Origin of the sequence: Paraburkholderia atlantica (assembly GCF_000092885.1) — a bacterium.
Taxonomy (GTDB): Bacteria; Pseudomonadota; Gammaproteobacteria; order Burkholderiales; family Burkholderiaceae; genus Paraburkholderia; species Paraburkholderia atlantica.
In genome coordinates this window covers 915823-933726 of the sequence record NC_014118.1, presented here as the reverse complement: position 1 = coordinate 933726, position 17904 = coordinate 915823, and the positions used below count along the sequence as shown (strand labels likewise).

Here is a 17904-nt window from a genome sequence, read left to right as displayed (position 1 = left end):
TGGTATTTACCGGCGATCTACTCGTTCACAGGTAATTCTGATTTAGATCAAGCGGCTCTTTCTGATTAACGGCGCAACGCTATCGCGTCAGGTTTTCTAATCAGACGAAACCCGTCTCGTATTTCCTACCGGCCTGCAAACGGCCTGCAGTAACTGTTGCGTTTGTGCGGTAGCGCACATAGGGTTACCCGCAATGTTCTCGCGGAGAATGTTTTCGGAATGGCGGGAACTTTAACCATTGGGCATCAACCGCAGTTCCAATGAAAACGGTATCAATAAAAAAGCGCTTGCCGCGTTTAAATTCGATTGTTAATCTGTCTAAACTTTAGAATCTCCATTCAACAGGTCGAAGTCGATAAAGCCGGGCTCAACTTAAAAACGCTCAAGATAGGGGGACCCAATATGCTGACCGCTACCATTGACGCATTCCAGACAACATCCGCCCCCTTCAACGTGGGCGACGTCGTCAAGTTAAAAGAAGGGGGCCCGCGGATGACCGTGACGTACGCAGGTCCGGTCGCGCGCAATCCGGGCGACTGGCTGATCTGCGAGTGGTTCGACGAACACGGCGAACTGCGTCACGAAACCTTTGCCGCGCAAGCCGTGCGTGCGGAACCGCGCTCGATTCCGGCGGGCTCGGTGCAATGGAGTCGCATCGGGCGCGCGGCCTGAGTGACGCACGTGCGCATCAATCGAGCTGTTTCCTGTTATTCGTATATTGGTCGTATTGCTCGGGCCGCCCGAATCGTTTCAGCGCTCGGGCCGGTCGCGCGCGGCCTCGCGTCGCCGCACGCGCAGCGTCAGTGCCGATGAAAACGCGCGCAAAGTCGACATCTTGCGAGTCTCGACGACGTCGCTCGCAAGGCTCTCCGCCGGATTCGGCTGTAGCGCCCAATACAGCGCGAGCGCCCAACCGAGCACGGTCCAGCCGAGGCAGGCGTTAAACAGCGCGAGCGTCAGCACGTCACGACGCTTGCGCCGGTCTGCGATGATCGCCGGCAGAAAATACAGCGCGAGCGCGAATGCCGCGCCGATGGCCTGAACGGCCACGTTGCCACCCATAAAAGCTCCTGATGCGCGATGCATGTAATGATTGTCGCGCGAATGGCCGCCGCGCGCCGCGCACCTGCGCGTTCCAGTCCCCATCCAATCATCGCAAGGGGTTCAGCCCGACACGCATCGGGACTATCATGATCGTTTCGACCGAACAGTATTTCACGGACCCGATCATGATCAGCGACGACACGACCCAGCAGGCCCAACTCAACCCGGACACGCTACGAGAATTCGTCGAGCGCAAGTGGAACGACGAGATCGTGCCCGCGCTGACGGACTACATCACCGTACCGGCGAAGAGCCCGGCCTTCGATCCCGACTGGGCGAAGCACGGTTACCTCGAGCGCGTGATCACCGACGCCGCGAAGTGGGCCGAGCAGCAACCGGTGCGCGGCCTGAAGCTCGAGGTGATCCGCTTGCCGGGCCGCACGCCGGTGATCTTCTTCGAGACGGCCGCGACGCGCTCGGGCAGCGACGAAACCATCGTGCTCTACGGCCACCTCGACAAGCAGCCCGAGTTCGATGGCTGGCGCAACGACCTCGGCCCGTGGACGCCGAAGCTCGAGGACGGCAAGCTGTACGGCCGCGGCGGCGCGGACGACGGCTACGCGATCTACGCGAGCCTGACGGCGCTCGCCGCGCTCGATGCGCAAGGGGTCGAGCGTCCGCGCTGCGTCGGACTGATCGAAACCTGCGAGGAGTCGGGCAGCTACGATCTGCTGCCTTACGTCGACGCGCTGCGCGAGCGGCTCGGCAAGGTCGGACTGGTCGTGTGTCTCGATTCGGGCGCGGGCAATTACGATCAGCTGTGGCTGACCACGTCGCTGCGCGGGCTGGTCGCCGGCGATCTCGAAGTGCAGGTGCTCGACGAAGGGATTCACTCGGGCGTCTATGGCGGCATCGTGCCGTCGAGCTTCCGCATCATGCGGCAACTGTTCGATCGTCTCGAAGACTCCGCGAACGGCACGCTGCTGCCGAAGGGCTTTCACTGCCCGGTGCCGGCCGATCGTCTGCGCGAAGCGGAGGCCGCTGCCAGGATTCTCGGCGATGACGTATGGAAGAAGATGCCGTGGGCGTGCGGTCAGGACGGCCGTCAAGTGCTGCCCACCACGACCGATCCACAGGAGGCGCTGCTCAATTCGACGTGGCGTCCTTCGCTGTCGGTGACGGGCGCGGCCGGTTTGCCCGCGCTCGCCGACGCCGGCAACGTGCTGCGTCCGCGCACCGCGTTCAAGCTTTCGCTGCGTTTGCCGCCGACCATCGAAGCGGAGAAGGCCGTCGCTGAACTGAAGGCGCTGCTCGAATTCGATCCGCCGTACAACGCGAAGGTCACGTTCAAACCGGATGCGGGGGCGGCGAGCGGCTGGAACGCACCGGAGGTCGCACCGTGGCTGGCCACCGCGCTCAGCGATGCATCGCGTCAGCACTTCGGCGCAGACGCCGCTTACATGGGCCTCGGCGGCACGATCCCATTGATGAATGTGCTGAAGGCGGGCTTCCCGAAGTCGCAGTTCATGGTGTGCGGCGTGCTTGGGCCGAAGTCGAATGCGCATGGGCCCAACGAGTTCCTGCACGTGCCGTACGGCAAGAAACTGACGGCCGCGGTTGCCGAAGTGATCGCCGCGGCGCCGTGAGCCGTGGCCTCGTTTGAGTGGGGCTCGGGCGCGATCCGGGCCGTTGTTTTCTGATGCTTCCTTCCGTTCGAACCACACCGACACGCTGAATGACCGACTCCCAGACTGCCCAAGCTAACACGCCCCGGATTCCGGCCGATCAACTGCATGGCTACGTCAGGGCGATCTGGCAGCGAGCGGGCAGTGCGCCTCGCGAAGCGGAGCTGATCGCCGAACATCTGGTGGCCGCGAATCTGACCGGGCACGACTCGCATGGCGTCGGCATGATCCCGCGCTATGTCGAATCGCTCGCCGACCAGCAACTGCAACTGAATCGGCATGCCGACGTCGTCAAAGACGCGGGCGCGGTGCTGACCATCGAAGGAGGCAAGGGCTTCGGTCAGGTGATCGCGTTCGAGGCGATGGAGCGGGGCATCGAGCGCGCGCGGCGGCTCGGCATCTGCGCGGTGGGCTTGCGCGGCGCGCATCATATCGGTCGCATCGGGCATTGGGCCGAGCAGTGCGCGCGCGCCGGTCTGGTGTCGTTCCACTTCGTCAACGTGGCGGGCGATCCGCTCGTCGCGCCGTTCGGTGGCGCAGACCGCCGCATCGGCACGAATCCGTTCTGCGCCGCTTATCCGCGACCCGGCAAGCCGCCACTCGTGCTTGACTTCGCGACCAGCACGATCGCGTTCGGCAAGACGCGCGTCGCGTATAACCAGGGCAAGCACACGCCACCCGGCGCGCTGATCGATCACGAAGGCATGCCGACGCTCGAACCGAAAGTCATGCACGAAGCGCCGTTCGGCGCGCTGACACCATTCGGCGGCCACAAGGGGTTCGGGCTCGCGGCAATGTGCGAGATTTTCGGCGGCGCGCTGTCGGGCGGCTTCACGACGCACGCGGACACGCTCGTTACCACGCACGCGATCATCAACTGCATGCTGTCGGTGATCATCGATCCGGCCGCATTCGACGCGCCCGATGCGCAAGCCGAAGCCGATGCGTTCCTCGCGTGGGTGAAGGCGTCGCCGCCCGCGGCGGGTACCGAGCGCATCTACGAACCCGGCGAGCCCGAGCGCGTCACGCGCGCGCAACGCGAGGCCGCCGGCATTCCGATCGACGCCGCTACGTGGGCGCAAATCCACTCCGCGGCGCGCGCCGTCGGGATGAGTGAGGACGAACTGGGAGGTTGGTCCGCGCGCCTCGGCTGAAGCGCGCGACAGCTACGCTCAGGCGATCAGCCTGAGCTTGCGCCTGTCGAGCAGCCAGCGCTCGAAGTCGGTGGCGGGCATTGGCCGCGCGTACAGGAAGCCCTGCACGTAATCGACGCCCAGGCCCTTCATGAAGGCTTCTTCCGCTTCGGTTTCGATCCCCTCGGCGACTACCTGGAAATCGAGCTCCTGCGCGACCGCGACCATCGAGCGCACTAGCGCCTGTGCCTTCATGTCAGCGTGGATCGAGCGCGTGAAGCTGCGGTCGAGCTTGATCACGTCGAGCGGAATACGGCCGAGTTGCGACAGCGACGAGTAGCCGGTGCCGAAGTCGTCCAGATGCACCTGCGCGCCGAGCTGGCGGAACTGCTTGATCAGTTCGATCGCGGCCGCTTCGTTTTCGATCAGGCAGCTTTCGGTCAACTCGAGATCGATCAGGCAGGGGTCGAGGCTCGCATGCTGCAACGCCTCGGTGAAATGGCGCACCACGGCCGTATCCGTGAGCTGTCGCGCCGACACGTTGATCGCGACGCGCAGGTCATAGCCGGCCGCTTTCCAGCGGGCCGCCTGTTTCGCGGCGGTCTCCATCACCCAGCGGCCGAGCACGCCGATCAAGCCGGATTCCTCTGCATAACGGATGAATTCGGCCGGCATGATCTGCCCGCGCTCCGGCGAGTTCCAGCGCACCAGCGCTTCCGCGCCTTGCACGGCGCCCGTGGCGAGGTTCAGCTTCGGCTGATAGTGCAGCGCGAACTGGCCTTCCTCGAGCCCGCGGCGCAGATTCGTGTCGAGCCACATGAACTCCGCGACGCGGCGGTTCATGTCTGGCGAGAACACGCGGTGCGTGCGCTTGCCTTCGTCCTTCGCGACGTACATCGCGGTGTCGGCCGAACGGATCAGCGATTCGAGGGTTTCGCCATGCTCGGGCCAACGCGCGATGCCGATCGAGCAGCCGGTATAGACCTCGACGAGCCCGACCGCGAACGGCATGCGCATGCGATCGAGAATGCGTTGCGCTATGTCTTCCAGGCCGTGGGCGGAGCCCTTCGCGGCGAGCACGATGAATTCGTCACCACCGAGGCGCGCGAGCGAGTCGCCCGGATTCAGACAGTTGCGGATCGCGTCCGACACATCGCAGATCAGCCGGTCGCCGAACACGTGGCCGTAGTGATCGTTGACCTTCTTGAAGTTGTCGAGATCGAGGAACAGCACGCCGACGGTTTCGCCGGGCGCGGCCTGTTCGATCGCGATCTGGATGCGCTCCTGGATCGCATTGCGATTGGCGAGGCCGGTGAGCGGGTCGGTGGTGGCCTGCTCGATCAGACGCTCTTGTGCGAGCCGTTGCTCGGTGATGTCGGTACCCGAGCAGATCAGGAACTGGTCTTCGATGCCGCTGCCGCTGCGCACAAACTTGTTGCGAAACAGGAACAGCCGCTCGCCATGCACCGTTTTGATGCGCCGTTCGATCTCGTACGGTTCGCCACGGTTGAAGAAGTGCGCGCTGACCTGGTTCGAGACCGAGCCGTCGTCGGACGACATGAACAGCGTCCAGACGCTGCGGCCGATGATGTCCTCTTCCTTGAGCCCGGTCAGTTCCTCGGCGAGCCGGTTAAAGCGCTGTATCCGGCCGTGCCGGTCGACGATGACGACGACCGAATTGACCTCGGAGACGACCTGTTCGGCGAACGACAGACCGTGCAGCAGCGCGCGCGCGACGGATTCCGTATCGGCATGGGCCGACGCGGTGCCGCCCCAGCGATGACAATCGAGTTTTTTGCCGACCAGATGCAGCCGCAGCGGCGCGCCGTCCAGCTGCACGTCGACGACTACGTGCGAGGTGACGCCGCTCAGCGCGCGGACCTGCGAGGCTTGGAAAAACGTGAGGGGAATGGCGACGCCCGCAGCCGTGTGGCCGTGCGCCGGCACGAGTTCCAGCGTGTCGCTGGCCGCCGCCAGGCGCCAGCAAGGACTGCTCGTGCCGAACCGCGCGTGAAGCACCTGGTCGTGTAGCTCGTCGCTCATGAAATCCCCGGAGTGTGCCGGCGGTCCCTATTCAAGGCGGGCGGCGGCAGACGGTCTTCCTCATACTAAAGTGAAACTGCCTCATTGTATCTAAGCGTGACAATTCGAGCGAAGAATCATTAACGTTTTGCTAACCATGGGCAAGAGCCGGCGTGGCCGCGCGCGGCGGCATTATGGCGTGGCAAAACGACGCCACGGTGACGTCGCTAGAAGCGGTGGGTGAGCAGCGCGCGGGCGCGTTCGCGCTCGATCGGATTGGCGTCGAGCGCCGCGTCGAACCAGAACTTGCCGGCCACCAGCGTGGCCGCCACTACGCCGTCGCGATACAGCACGCGGTTGCCGGCAACGGCCGGCACCTTTTCGCCGACCAGCAGCGTGCCGACGAGATTCAGCGGATCGGTTCCCGCCACGCAGATAAGAGCACCGTCGTTCGCTTGTCGCCGCACCTCGCGCAGCAGCGGAATCGCCTCGGGCAGCGCGAACTGCTCGCCGGCGAGCCCGTTGACGAAGCGCCCGCCGCGGATCACGCCGCGCGCCTCGAGCCGCTGCAGCACGCGCAGCAGATCGCGCCACGGCGGCAGCCATTCGGCCTCGCGTTCGAGCACGCGCCAGAACACCACGCCGTAGCGGCGCAACAACGTCATTGCGACGTGTTCGAGCACCTCGGGCGGCAACTGACTCCGCCGCTCTGACGGATTTTCCGGCGCGACGGCGGACGGGCGGCTGACGAGCGCCCAACGCCCGGCGTCGTCCATGCCGCCGATCAGCGCGCTCGCTCGCGCGCGCCGGCTGCTGGAAAACGCGTTGCGTTTGGCGATCGGCTTCAGCAACGCGCGCAGACCGGCGAAACTGTCGGAGTTCGCGAGGCCGGCCGCGACCAGTTCGCCGAGCGCGTTTTCGAGCTCCATGCGCAGCACGCGCACCTCGGCGAGCAGTTCGTCGAAGAACATCGCGCCGTGTTGCGCGAGGGTGTCGTGCACGCTTTGCGCGAGCGCCGACAACTCGACCTGGCGCGCCGGATCGAGCAGCGCGCGCCACGCGCGCAACTGAGCGCGCGGCAGCAGCACGATCGGGGTGCCGCGAACCGGACCGGCAGCGCCGCGCGCCCGCTCGGTCAGGCGGGTCCAGACGATCTTGCCGGCGCGGCATAGCTCATCGAGCGAACTGCTGGTGTAGGCGCGCATCCGCGCGGGCAGGATGTCCTCCTCCCACGCGCCGGCCGCGGCCTGGAAGCCTTCGAGCTGGTCCAGCGCGGCGGCGAGCGCTTCGCGGCCTTCAGCGCGCGTGGTCGGCGTCAGATGCTGCCATTCGAACAGGAAGCGCATGAAGTCGTGCCGCTCGACCGGCTCGATTTCCCGCCGCAGCCGCTTCACCGTGTAGCGGTGGATGCGTGCGAGCAGGTGCCGCTCGCACCATTCTTCGTGGGTCGTGTGCGGCGTGAAGCGGCCGCGCAACAAGTAGCCTTCGGTTTCGAGACGGAGCAGCGCCGGTTCGATCCGGCCGGCGGGCAAACCGAGCGGGCGCGCGATCGCGTCGACCGTCAGCGGGCCGAAACCGGTCAGCCGCGCGCGCAGCACGTCGACCAGCGCGTCGTCGGCGCTCCAGCTCTCGGTGTAGCCCTTCGGGGCGTTCAGCGGCGGCTCGTAGCGATTGCGCTCGATGGCGGGGTAGAGCGCTTCGAAGCAGGTCAGGCGCTCGGCGGGCAGCCACAGGGCGCTGTCGTTGCCCGTGCTTGCGTCTGCTTGCGTGGCCAGCGGCAAACGCGTCGCCCGGCCGGCTTTGGCCAACGCCGCAAGCAGCGCGGGCCAATCCTCATACGTGCGCGCCTCCGCCTCGGTGATGCAGGCGAGGCCCGTCAGCGCTTCGTGCATTTCGTCGGCGTTGCGTGCTTGCGGCCAGGCTTCGTCGCGCACGCTGTCGATCGCGGCGGCGTCGAGCGCGCCGAGATCGTCGGCGGTTTCAGGGTCGGTCCAGCGGCGGTTCAGTACCGCCTGGGTGCGGCGCTCCTCGATCGGCGCGTCGTCCAGATACGCATAGGGCTTCGCGGTCAAAATTTCGGCGGCGAGCGGCGACGGCGCCGGCAAATCACGCGCGACGAGCCGCAACTCGCCGTGCTCGATCTGGCGTAGCAGCGCGAGCCAGCGTTCGCTGTCCATCGCGTCGTGCAGACAGTCGTCGATGGTCTGGTCGACTAATGGGTGGCGCGGCACCTCGCGTTCGCCGACGATGTTCTCCAGACACGCGGCCTGCTCCGGAAACACGCTTGCGAGCAGATCCTCGCTGCGCATGCGCTGCAGTTGCGGCGCGGTCTTGCGCCCGCCCGTGTAGCGCGGCAGGCCGAGCGAGGTCGTCGCGTTCCAGCGCCAGCGCACGCCGAATAACGGCGCATCGAGCAGCGCCTGGATCAGCAGATGCTCGGCGCTGTTCGAATGCAGATAGCGCCACACATCGTCGAGCACGAACGAGTGGCTGCCGGTCAGCGACAGCACGATCGCGTCTTCGGTGGCCGCGGCCTGCAACTCGAAGTTGAAGCTGCGGCAGAAGCGCTTGCGCAGCGCGAGCCCCCACGCACGATTCACGCGGCTGCCGAACGGTGAGTGAATCACGAGCTGGGTGCCGCCCGATTCGTCGAAGAAGCGCTCCATCACGAGCGTGCTCTGCGTCGGCAAGACGCCGAGCGCGGCGCGGGCGCGTGCCAGGTATTCGACGATCTGGCGCGCGGCGGGTTCGTCGAGCGCGAGGTGGTCGGCTAGCCGGGTGATGGCGTGGTCGAGACGCGGGGCGGAGGGTTCGGGTTCGCTTGCGGGTAGGACGGTTGCCGTTGTTGCTTGTGCCTCGCGCTCCGTCAGCAACGCTTCGACCTGCTCGCGCAATCTCGCTACCGCGAACGACAGCTCGTCGCTGCGCCCCGGCGCCTCGCCGAGCCAGAACGGAATGTTCGGCGGCTGGCCTTGTGCGTCCTCGACCCGCACGCGGCCGCTTTCGATGCGCAGAATCCGGTACGACGCGTTGCCGAGCTGAAACACATCGCCGGCGAGGCTTTCGACCGCGAAGTCCTCGTTGACGGTGCCGATATTGAGCGCCTGCGGTTCGAGCACGACCGCGTAATCGGCGTTCTCGGGAATCGTGCCGCCCGAGGTCACCGCGACCAGCTTGCCGCCGCGCCGGCCGCGCAGCGTGCCGCTGACCGCATCGCGATGCACATACGCAGCACGCGGACCGTGGCGGCTCGTGTAGCCCTCGGCGAGCATGCGCAGCACCGCGTCGTATTGCTCGCGCGGCAGATCCGCGTACGGCGCGGCACGCCGCAGCATGTCGAACAGCGCGTCCTCGCTCCACTCGGCGCTCGACACCTCCGCGACGATCTGTTGCGCGAGCACGTCGAGCGGCGCGCGCGGGATGCGCAACGCATCGAGCTCGCCACGCCGCACGCAATCGAGCAGCGCCGCGCATTCGAGCAGATCGTCGCGCGAGGCCGGAAACAGTCGCCCCTTCGGCATGCCGCCGACGTGGTGCCCGGAGCGGCCGACGCGTTGCAGGAACGGCGCGATCGCACGCGGCGAACCCATCTGGCAGACGAGATCGACGTCGCCGATATCGATGCCGAGTTCGAGCGACGCGGTCGCGATCAGCACGCGCAGTTCGCCGCGTTTCAGTCGCTGTTCGGCGTCGAACCGATGTTCTTTCGCGAGGCTGCCGTGATGCGCGGCGACCGCGTCCTTGCCGAGCCGCTCGGTCAGATGACGCGCGGCGCGCTCGGCCATGCGGCGCGTGTTGACGAAGATCAGCGTCGTGCGATGCTGCGCGACCAGCTCGGCGAGCCGGTCGTAGACGCGCTCCCACACTTCGTTGGCCATCACCGCTTCGAGCGGCACCGGCGGGATCTCGAGCGCGAGGTCGCGCGCGCGAACGTGACCGACGTCGATCACCGCGCACTCGGCCGGCACGTCGCTATCCAGACTCGCGCCGCCGACCAGAAACCGCGCGACCGCGCTGACCGGTTTTTGCGTCGCCGACAGCCCAATGCGCGGCAGGGGCCGGCCGCAGAGCGCGTCGAGCCGTTCGAGACTCAGCGCTAGATGACTGCCGCGCTTGCTGCCCGCGAGCGCGTGAATTTCATCGACGATCACCGTGCGCACCGTCGCCAGCATGCGGCGGCCCGAATCGGAGCCGAGCAGTACGTATAGCGACTCGGGCGTCGTCACGAGAATGTGCGGCGCGCGTTTTTTCAGCGCGTTGCGTTCCTGCTGTGTGGTATCGCCGGTGCGCACGGCGGTGCGGATGTCGAGCGGCGGCAGTCCGAGCGCGTCGAGTTCGGCGGCGATGCCTTGCAGCGGCAGTTGCAGGTTCAGGCGGATGTCGTTCGACAGCGCCTTCAGCGGCGACACGTAGACGACCAGCGTTTCGTCGGGCAGCGCGCCGTCGTTCGCGAGGCCTTGCGACACCAGGTCGTTCAGCGCCGACAGGAACGCGGTCAGCGTCTTTCCGGAGCCGGTCGGCGCGGCGACCAGCGTCGAGCGGCCGCTACGGATTTGCGGCCAGGCGGCGGCTTGTACATCGGTCGCGGCGGCGAAGGTTTTCTGAAACCAGCTGGCGACGGCCGGGTGAAAGCCGGCGAGTGCCTGCGGGGCCTCCGGCATGGCGGGCGCGGCGGGGTGCGCCGCGCTGGCGGTGGAGCGGGCCTTGCGGGAGCGGGGCGCCGCGTCGAGTGCGGCGGAAGATTTTGCCGAAGTCATGCTTCTGTAGGTGAGGGCGGCGCGGGGGATATCCAGTGGGGAGCCGCCCGGATCAGTATCCACCGATGTCGACCGTGTTTGCGGTTGCGGCGATTCCAAGTGACGGCCACGCTGACCGCGCAATAGCGGTCAGTCTCGCAGGTTTTCGGCGCTCGCGTGCGGCCCGTTGGGCTTGGCGTTACTGCTGGAATTCGTAGTTTCGCCGCGAGCGCCTCTGCTGCCACCCTACGCCGTTTGCAGTACGCTTGACGATTCTCCCTGCACCCACGATGGAGCGTCGACGATGCGATATAACCAGTTGGGCCGTACCGGTGTGTTTGTCTCGGAGTTGTGTTTGGGCACGATGACCTTCGGCGGTGGCGAAGGCATCTGGCGGCAGATCGGCGATCTGCAGCAAAGCGACGCGGAGCGGCTGGTCGGCCGGGCGCTCGACGCGGGCATCAATTTCATCGACACGGCCGACGTCTACGCGGGCGGGCTGTCCGAGCAGATCACGGGCAACGCGCTGAAAAATCTGAAAGTGCCGCGCGACAAGGTGGTGATCGCGACCAAGGTGTTCGGCCAGACCGGCGAGTTCGCCAATGCGCGCGGTGCGTCGCGCTATCACATCCTCGACGGCATCAAGGCGAGCCTGAAGCGTCTACAACTCGATCACGTCGACCTCTATCAGATCCACGGTTTCGATCCGGCCACGCCGATTGAAGAAACCGTGCGCGCGCTCGATACGCTCGTGCAGCACGGCCACGTGCGCTATGTCGGCGTGTCGAACTGGGCCGCATGGCAGATTGCGAAGGCGCTCGGCATCGCAGAGCGGCTCGGCGCCGCGCGTTTCGAAACGCTGCAGGCGTATTACACGCTCGCGGGCCGCGATCTCGAACGCGAGCTCGTGCCGATGCTGCAAAGCGAAGGCCTCGGCCTGATGGTGTGGAGTCCACTGGCGGGCGGTTTTCTGAGCGGCAAATACGGACGTGAACAGCAGGGCGAAGCGGGCAGCCGTCGCACGACCTTCGATTTTCCGCCGGTCGATCGCGAGCGCGCGTATGACTGCATCGACGTGATGCGCGAGATGGCCGCGGCGAAAACTGTTTCGGTCGCACAGATCGCGCTGGCGTGGCTGCTGCATCAGCGTGTCGTCAGCACGGTGATCGTCGGCGCGAAGAAAATCGAGCAGCTCGACGACAACATCGCGGCAACCAACGTCGCGCTATCCGCCGATGAGCTCGCGAAGCTCGCCGAGGTCAGCGCGCTGCCAGCCGAGTATCCGGGCTGGATGCTGGAGCGGCAGGGCGAGCCGCGCCGTCAGCAACTGGCCGAGGTTCGGCACGTCGTGCAGCGATAGCGCGAAGGCGTTCTCGCGAACGCTGAAGAAGGCCTGAATCTTCATCGTTGGGCCGCGCGAGTTTGATGCTCGCGCGGCCGCGACGATCATCACATTTGCCACGCGATTGCGCGTAGACTTCACTCGGCAGCTCTTCTTCCGCATCGGCCGCACCGATGCCCCGCGTCGTATTTCAAACTCCTATCCGGTTCGTGACATTCGCACTCGCTTCGATTACAAAAGCCGGCGCTTTCGTGGCGTTCGCTTGCTGTTCGCTGACAGTGCCTCATCTCGCGCACGCCGCCGACAACGTGATCGTGCTCGATTCGGGCGAAGCGCAGCTCACGTTGATCGATCCCGTCACGCACAAAGTGATCGGCACCGAGTCGACCGGCAAGGAGCCCCATCATCTGATGATCACGCCCGATGGCCGTTCGCTGATCGTCGCGGATGCGATTTCGAATGACCTGATGTTCGTCGACCCTCACAGCGGCCGGGTGCAACGCCGTGTCGAAGGCATCGAAGATCCGTATCAGCTTGGCTTTTCGCCTGACCACAGGTGGTTCGTCACCGCTGGCCTGAGGCTCGATCGCGTCGACATCTATCACTACGATGGCGAAAGCGTAACGCTCGCGAAGCGGATTCCGCTCGCGAAGACACCGAGCCACCTGACCTTTGCAGCCGATAACCGCACCGTGTTCGTGACGCTTCAGGAGACGGGCGAGGTCGCGGCGATCGATCTGCCGACACAGTCAGTCTCGTGGAAGCTGCATGTAGGCAAGACGCCAGCGGGACTCTGGATGACCCCCGGCGATCGTTATCTGCTCGTCGGCATGACGGGCGAAGACAACGTCGCGGTGGTCGACTGGAAGAACCGCCAACTCGTGAAGAAGATCCACACGGGCCGAGGCGCGCACAACTTCCGCAATCTCGACGATGGCCATCATATTGCGGTGTCGAATCGCGTGGAGAACACGATCAGCATTCTCGATTACGACGCGCTGACCAAAGTGGCCGACATCACCGGTTTGATGCCGGGCCCTGACGACATGGAACTATCGGCGGATCGGCGCTATCTATGGGTCACGTTCCGCTTCGCGAGGCACGTCGGCGTCATCGATCTGAGCGCGCATCGGCTGGTGGATACGATCGCGGTGGGGCGCTCGCCGCACGGACTGTATTTCGCCAACCGCGCGCCGGTCTACGCACCCAATCCCGACTGAGGCAACCCGAAAGGCATTAGATGATTCACGAACTCGTCGCTCAACTCGACAACGGCATCTCAGCGCTGCAGACGCTGCTGTACGTCGACGTGGTCCAACCGATCTTCTACCGCTTCAATCTGATGGGCTACGACGAAGACACTTACGACGCGCTCTACTGGGTGATCGTCGGCGCGTTGCAGATAGTCGTGTCGTATCTGCTGTTGCGCCCGCTCGAAGCGCTGCGCCCGGTGGAGACATGGCCGGACCGCAGGGCGTTGCGTGCGGACGTGATCTACACGTGGATCGCCAAGCTCGGCATCATCAATCTTGCGTTCTTCTTTCTGCTGCAGCCGTTCTTCAACCATTGGCAGAGCCTGATGGCGATCCACGGCGTGCCCAACATCGAAGTCGATGACTTGTGGCCGGGCGTGACCGATCAGCCACTCGTGTCGTTTCTGATCTATCTGATCGTGCTCGATTTCGCCGGCTACTGGTATCACCGTTGGCAACATCGGTTCGGCGTGTGGTGGGAGTTGCATGCGGTTCATCACAGCCAGCGGCAGATGTCGCTGTGGGCCGACGACCGCAACCACTTTTTAGACGACATCTTGCAAGCGGCGTTTTTTGCGGCCATTGCGCTGTTCATCGGCGTGCAGCCAAACCAATTCGTCGTGCTCGTCGCGCTCGGCAATTTCATGCAGAGCGTGCAGCACGTAAATGCGCGCCTCACGTATGGATGGCTGCTCGAACGGCTGATCGTGAGCCCGGCGTTTCATCGGCGTCATCATGCAATTGGCTATGGCCATGAAGGCAGCCGCTACGGGTGCAACTTCGGCGTGCTGTTGCCGTGGTGGGACATGCTGTTCGGCACCGCATCGTGGGACCGCGCCGTCGAGCCGACCGGCATTCGCGATCAGTTGCCCGCGCCGCATGGTGCCGCGCGCTCGTATGGGGATGGACTGATCGCGCAGCAGTGGTACGCGTTCGGCCGCATCGCCGCGCGGCTGCGTGGTCGGCAGGGTGCGGGCGGGCAGATCAATCCATGAGGTTCGGGGTGAACGCCGCGCGCCGCATCATCGAACCTGATCGTGATGGCTGCGGCGCGTAGGGACTGGCGATGGCGTACGGATCGCTATAGCTGGGCAGCGGTCCCGCTTACCCCTGCGAATGCGCGGCGACCGCGTCCAGCGTGCGAGCCGAGTACACCAGCGTCGCGCCCGCGTTGATCGCCATCGCGACGCCGAGCGCTTCGGCGATTTCCTCGCGGGTCGCGCCGTGCTTCAGCGCCTCGGCCGTATGGACCGTGATACAGCCGTCACAGCGCAGGCTCACCGCGACCGCGAGCGCAATCAGCTCGCGCGTCTTCGCGCCGAGCAGATCGGTCTTCTGACCGGCGCTCGACATTGCTTGATACGCCTTCACGCTGTCCGGCGCGAGCTTCGACATTTCGCCGATACGGCCGAACAGTTCCTTGCGGTAATCGATCCAGTTCAACATGGCAGGCCTCCTTGGTCCGTTGCGCGCCGGCGGTTGCCGGCGTCGTGGAAACAGTATTGCGCCGCGCCGCGATATCCTGAATACTCATTCCACTCAACTTTTAGCGCGCGCGTCTCATGGACACCCTCAGTCGCCTGATCGACCTTGCCCGACCGCAAGCGAGCCTCGATCTTCGCTGCCTGCTATCAGGCGCATTCGATATCGATCACGCGCCGCTGGAAGGCGGGGTCGCGCCGTTTCATCTGGTGCTCGACGGCAGTTGCGTGATCGAGACCGCGGCCGGTGAGCAGCTCGAATTGCAGGCCGGCGATTTCATGCTGTTTCCGCGTGGCGCCGCGCATCGCGTGCGCGACGTGAAGCGCTCGGCGGGCGGCCTGCCGCTGACGCTCGGGCACGACGGCATGCTGCCGGTGCGGCGCAACGATGGCCACGAGGCGACCGCCACCTCCGCGCAGGAGTCCGGCCACACCGCGACTCATGACGGCGTCGATCTGCTGTGCGGCCGCTTCGTCTATGCGCCAGGTTCGTCGGCGTTGCTGCTCGATGCGCTGCCCGATCCGCTGCACGTGTCGCTCGGCGACGCGCAAACGCTCGATGCGTTGCAAACGGTGATCACTTTGATGCGCGGCGAAGCGGCGCGGCGTCAGCCTGGCGCGCTCACCATCGTGACGGCCTTGAGCCAGGCGCTGTTCGCGATGGCACTGCGCGTGCACGGCGAGCGCAATGCGAACAGCGCCGGCACGCTCGCATTGCTGACGGACGCGCGCCTCGGCGCCTCGGTGCAAGCGATGCTCGACGCGCCCGAACGCGCCTGGACGATCTCCGAACTCGGCGAGCGGGCGGCGATGTCGCGCGCGACCTACGCGCGCCGTTTCAACGAGCGCGCGGGCGTGACCGTGATGGATTTTCTGACGCAGATCCGCATGGCGATCGCTAGCGACCTGCTGTTGCGCACGCAACGCAGCGCGGCGGACATCGGCGAGGCGGTCGGCTATCAGTCGGAGGCGGCGTTCGGCAAGGCGTTCGCACAAAGCGTCGGCGTGACGCCGGGACGTTACCGGCGCCGCACGCAAGCGGACGATGCTGCGGATGACTGACTGAAGAATCGACGCGCGCGCGTGATTCTATTTGGGCGTTTCGCCCTTTCTGAACGCCCGTCTTTCGAGCGAGGCCATCAGCCGCGCGATCACGAGCGCGCAGACCGTGCCGAGCGTCACTTCGGCAAGCCGCAGAAAGGCTTTGTCCCACGCGGGGCCGATGCCTGGCGCCAGCAGCATGATCGTCGCCGTGATGCCGCCGAGGCGCGCCGCGCTGCCGACGTTGACGACCCAGCAGATCAGGATCGCGGCGGCGACGGTCGCCGCATAGGCAGCGAAATGGCCGCCGCCCGCGAGCGTGCCGATCAGCCCGCAGATGCCGCCGACCATCGCGCCGATGAACTGGTCGCGCGACAGCTTGCGGGTGTCGATGTAACTGTGCTGGCTCACCCCGATCGCGGTGATCGCGGCCCAGAACGCCTGCTCGGTGTGCAGCGCGCGGCCGATGCCGAACGCGAGACTCGCGCCCGCCACCGCCTGCACCGCCATGAAGCCACCCTCGATCAAGCGGTCGCCGAGCGGCAGCGTCTTCAGGAACGCGAACAGCGCGTCGGCGGCGGGCGTGCGGGAGGAGGGGCTTGAATCGTCGGACGGAGTCATCGGATAAGGCGGCTCGGCAGGGCGGGGTCGTGCCGTATTCTAGCGGCTCCGCCCGACGCTTCCACCGCAGTCTAGATCGTGCCGAACAGCGCGCGCGGCCGGTCGCGCAGCGTATGCGCGAGAATCTGCAGGCCGCGCGTCAACTGCTCGCGCGACTCGGCGCAAGCGAGATTGATGCGCACGCCGTGTTCGATCGTCGAGCGATCCACCGCGAACGCGGACGCCGGCATCGTGTTGACGCCGCGCGCGAGCGCGTTGGCCGCGAAGTCGTCCGAGCGCCACGGCGGCGGCACGCGCAACCACACGAACATGCACGCAGGATCGCTCTTCAAATGCTCGGCGGGCAAGAGTTCTCGCGCGATCTCCTGGCGCGCGCGCAACTCGGCGCGTTGCGCGTCGAGGATCGTCTGCGCGGTGCCGTCCTCGATCCAGCGCGTGGCGATCAGCGTCGACAACGGCGCGGGCATCCACGCGGTCGTGCGCACCGCTTCCGCGGCCAGCGCGGCGCCATGCGGCGGCGTGCGCAGATAGCCGATGCGTAGACCCGGCGCGAGAATCTTCGACGTCGACGTGATGTGGAAGGTCAGTTCCGGGCACAGGCTCGCAATCGTCGGCAGACGCGCTTGCAGCAGCGGGCCGTACACGTCGTCTTCGATGATCACGATGTGATGCCGACGCGCGATGTCGGCGAGCGCCGCGCGACGCGCGAGGCTCATCGTCACGACGGTCGGGTTCTGCAAATTCGGCACCGTGAAGATCGCCTTCACGCGGCGATGCCGACACGCGTCTTCGAGACGGTCGGGCAGCAGCCCTTCGTCGTCGCTCGGAATGCCGACGAGCTCGAACTGGAACACCGGCGCCAGGGCTTTCAGGCCGTAGTAGGTCAGCTGATCCGACAGGATCACGCCTTCATGCCCCATCAGGCTGCTCAGCACCGCATACAGGCCATGCTGCGCGCCGCTCGTCACGACCACGCTGTCGGCGCCGGGCGTGAAGCCGGGCGCGGCGAGCCATTGCGCGCCCGCGGCCCGCGCCCATTCGGGGCCCTGCGGCGGCTGGTACTCCTGGGTCTCCGGATAGCGCGGATCGTGCGCGATCTGCGTCAGCGTCCGCGCGAGCTGTGTGAGGAATTCACCCGTGGCAGGCCGGTTCACCGTCAGGTCGAGCACGGCGTTCGCGTTAGCGTTGCCGATTGCCGATGTGTTGTCGCTGCGGGCGTGCACGGCGGGCATGGCGCCGCCGGTGACGATCGAGCCGCGCCGCTTGCTCGCGACGATCAGCCCACGCGCCTGTAACTCCTTATACGCGCGCGACACGGTGGAGACATTCAGGCCCAGCTCCGACGCGAGCTCGCGCTGCGGCGGCAGACGGCTGCCCGGCGGGTAGAGACCGTTGCGGACTTTTTCCTCGAGGCTGCGCGACACTTCGAGATAAGTCGGCTGACGCCCCTTTGTCTGGAGAACGTCTTCGCCGTTTGTGTGGTCAATTGCGCTTTTCATCCAGCGTAAATCTCCATACAAAAACTCGTTCGAGCGTGCAGGACAAG

13 protein-coding genes are annotated in these 17904 nt (G+C 65.8%); 7 read left to right on the top strand and 6 right to left on the bottom strand.

What is annotated here, in order from left to right; all coding sequences use genetic code 11:
• Positions 1-402 precede the first annotated feature (402 nt).
• Complete coding sequence (locus tag BC1002_RS20240) at positions 403-672, top strand: YodC family protein (RefSeq protein WP_013091851.1); 270 nt, start codon at positions 403-405, stop codon at positions 670-672.
• A gap of 78 nt (positions 673-750) precedes the next feature.
• On the opposite strand, the gene BC1002_RS20235 is transcribed toward BC1002_RS20240, so the two are convergent.
• Positions 751-1062 carry a superinfection immunity protein gene (locus tag BC1002_RS20235; RefSeq protein WP_013091850.1) on the bottom strand — a complete coding sequence of 104 codons (312 nt, stop codon included), beginning with the start codon at positions 1060-1062 and terminating at the stop codon, positions 751-753.
• A gap of 167 nt (positions 1063-1229) precedes the next feature.
• Between BC1002_RS20235 and BC1002_RS20230 the strand changes: the two genes are divergently transcribed.
• Both BC1002_RS20230 and BC1002_RS20225 read left to right on the top strand, forming a co-directional pair.
• Positions 1230-2690, top strand: coding sequence for a M20 family metallopeptidase (locus BC1002_RS20230; protein ID WP_041735317.1), 1461 nt, complete (start codon positions 1230-1232; stop codon positions 2688-2690).
• A gap of 89 nt (positions 2691-2779) precedes the next feature.
• On the top strand, positions 2780-3883 hold the full coding sequence (locus BC1002_RS20225; RefSeq protein ID WP_013091848.1) for a malate/lactate/ureidoglycolate dehydrogenase: 1104 nt from the start codon (positions 2780-2782) through the stop codon (positions 3881-3883).
• A gap of 18 nt (positions 3884-3901) precedes the next feature.
• Here BC1002_RS20225 and pdeR read toward each other — a convergent pair whose 3' ends face one another.
• The gene (gene pdeR, locus BC1002_RS20220) at positions 3902-5905 is read right to left on the bottom strand and encodes a cyclic di-GMP phosphodiesterase (RefSeq protein ID WP_013091847.1); all 2004 of its coding nucleotides are present in this window, start codon (positions 5903-5905) and stop codon (positions 3902-3904) included.
• 206 nt (positions 5906-6111) lie between these two features.
• Positions 6112-10545 carry a DEAD/DEAH box helicase gene (locus tag BC1002_RS20215; protein ID WP_238537999.1) on the bottom strand — a complete coding sequence of 1478 codons (4434 nt, stop codon included), beginning with the start codon at positions 10543-10545 and terminating at the stop codon, positions 6112-6114.
• Between the two features lie 379 nt (positions 10546-10924).
• Between BC1002_RS20215 and BC1002_RS20210 the strand changes: the two genes are divergently transcribed.
• The 3 genes from BC1002_RS20210 to BC1002_RS20200 all read left to right on the top strand — a co-directional run bounded on the left by BC1002_RS20210 (position 10925) and on the right by BC1002_RS20200 (position 14210).
• On the top strand, positions 10925-11980 hold the full coding sequence (locus BC1002_RS20210; protein WP_013091845.1) for an aldo/keto reductase: 1056 nt from the start codon (positions 10925-10927) through the stop codon (positions 11978-11980).
• A gap of 155 nt (positions 11981-12135) precedes the next feature.
• On the top strand, positions 12136-13182 hold the full coding sequence (locus BC1002_RS20205; RefSeq protein ID WP_013091844.1) for a YncE family protein: 1047 nt from the start codon (positions 12136-12138) through the stop codon (positions 13180-13182).
• Positions 13183-13202: 20 nt separating this feature from the next.
• Positions 13203-14210 carry a sterol desaturase family protein gene (locus tag BC1002_RS20200; protein ID WP_013091843.1) on the top strand — a complete coding sequence of 336 codons (1008 nt, stop codon included), beginning with the start codon at positions 13203-13205 and terminating at the stop codon, positions 14208-14210.
• 109 nt (positions 14211-14319) lie between these two features.
• On the opposite strand, the gene BC1002_RS20195 is transcribed toward BC1002_RS20200, so the two are convergent.
• On the bottom strand, positions 14320-14661 hold the full coding sequence (locus tag BC1002_RS20195) for a carboxymuconolactone decarboxylase family protein (protein WP_013091842.1): 342 nt from the start codon (positions 14659-14661) through the stop codon (positions 14320-14322).
• Between the two features lie 116 nt (positions 14662-14777).
• Between BC1002_RS20195 and BC1002_RS20190 the strand changes: the two genes are divergently transcribed.
• Positions 14778-15758 (top strand): cupin domain-containing protein, encoded by a 981-nt coding sequence (locus tag BC1002_RS20190; protein WP_013091841.1) that lies wholly within the window; start codon positions 14778-14780, stop codon positions 15756-15758.
• A 27-nt stretch (positions 15759-15785) separates the two neighbouring features.
• Here the strand turns inward: BC1002_RS20190 and BC1002_RS20185 are convergent, their stop codons facing one another.
• Positions 15786-16358: an FUSC family protein gene (locus BC1002_RS20185; protein ID WP_013091840.1), complete on the bottom strand. Its 573-nt coding sequence runs from the start codon at positions 16356-16358 to the stop codon at positions 15786-15788.
• Positions 16359-16429: 71 nt separating this feature from the next.
• On the bottom strand, positions 16430-17857 hold the full coding sequence (locus BC1002_RS20180) for an aminotransferase-like domain-containing protein (RefSeq protein WP_013091839.1): 1428 nt from the start codon (positions 17855-17857) through the stop codon (positions 16430-16432).
• Positions 17858-17904 lie beyond the last annotated feature (47 nt).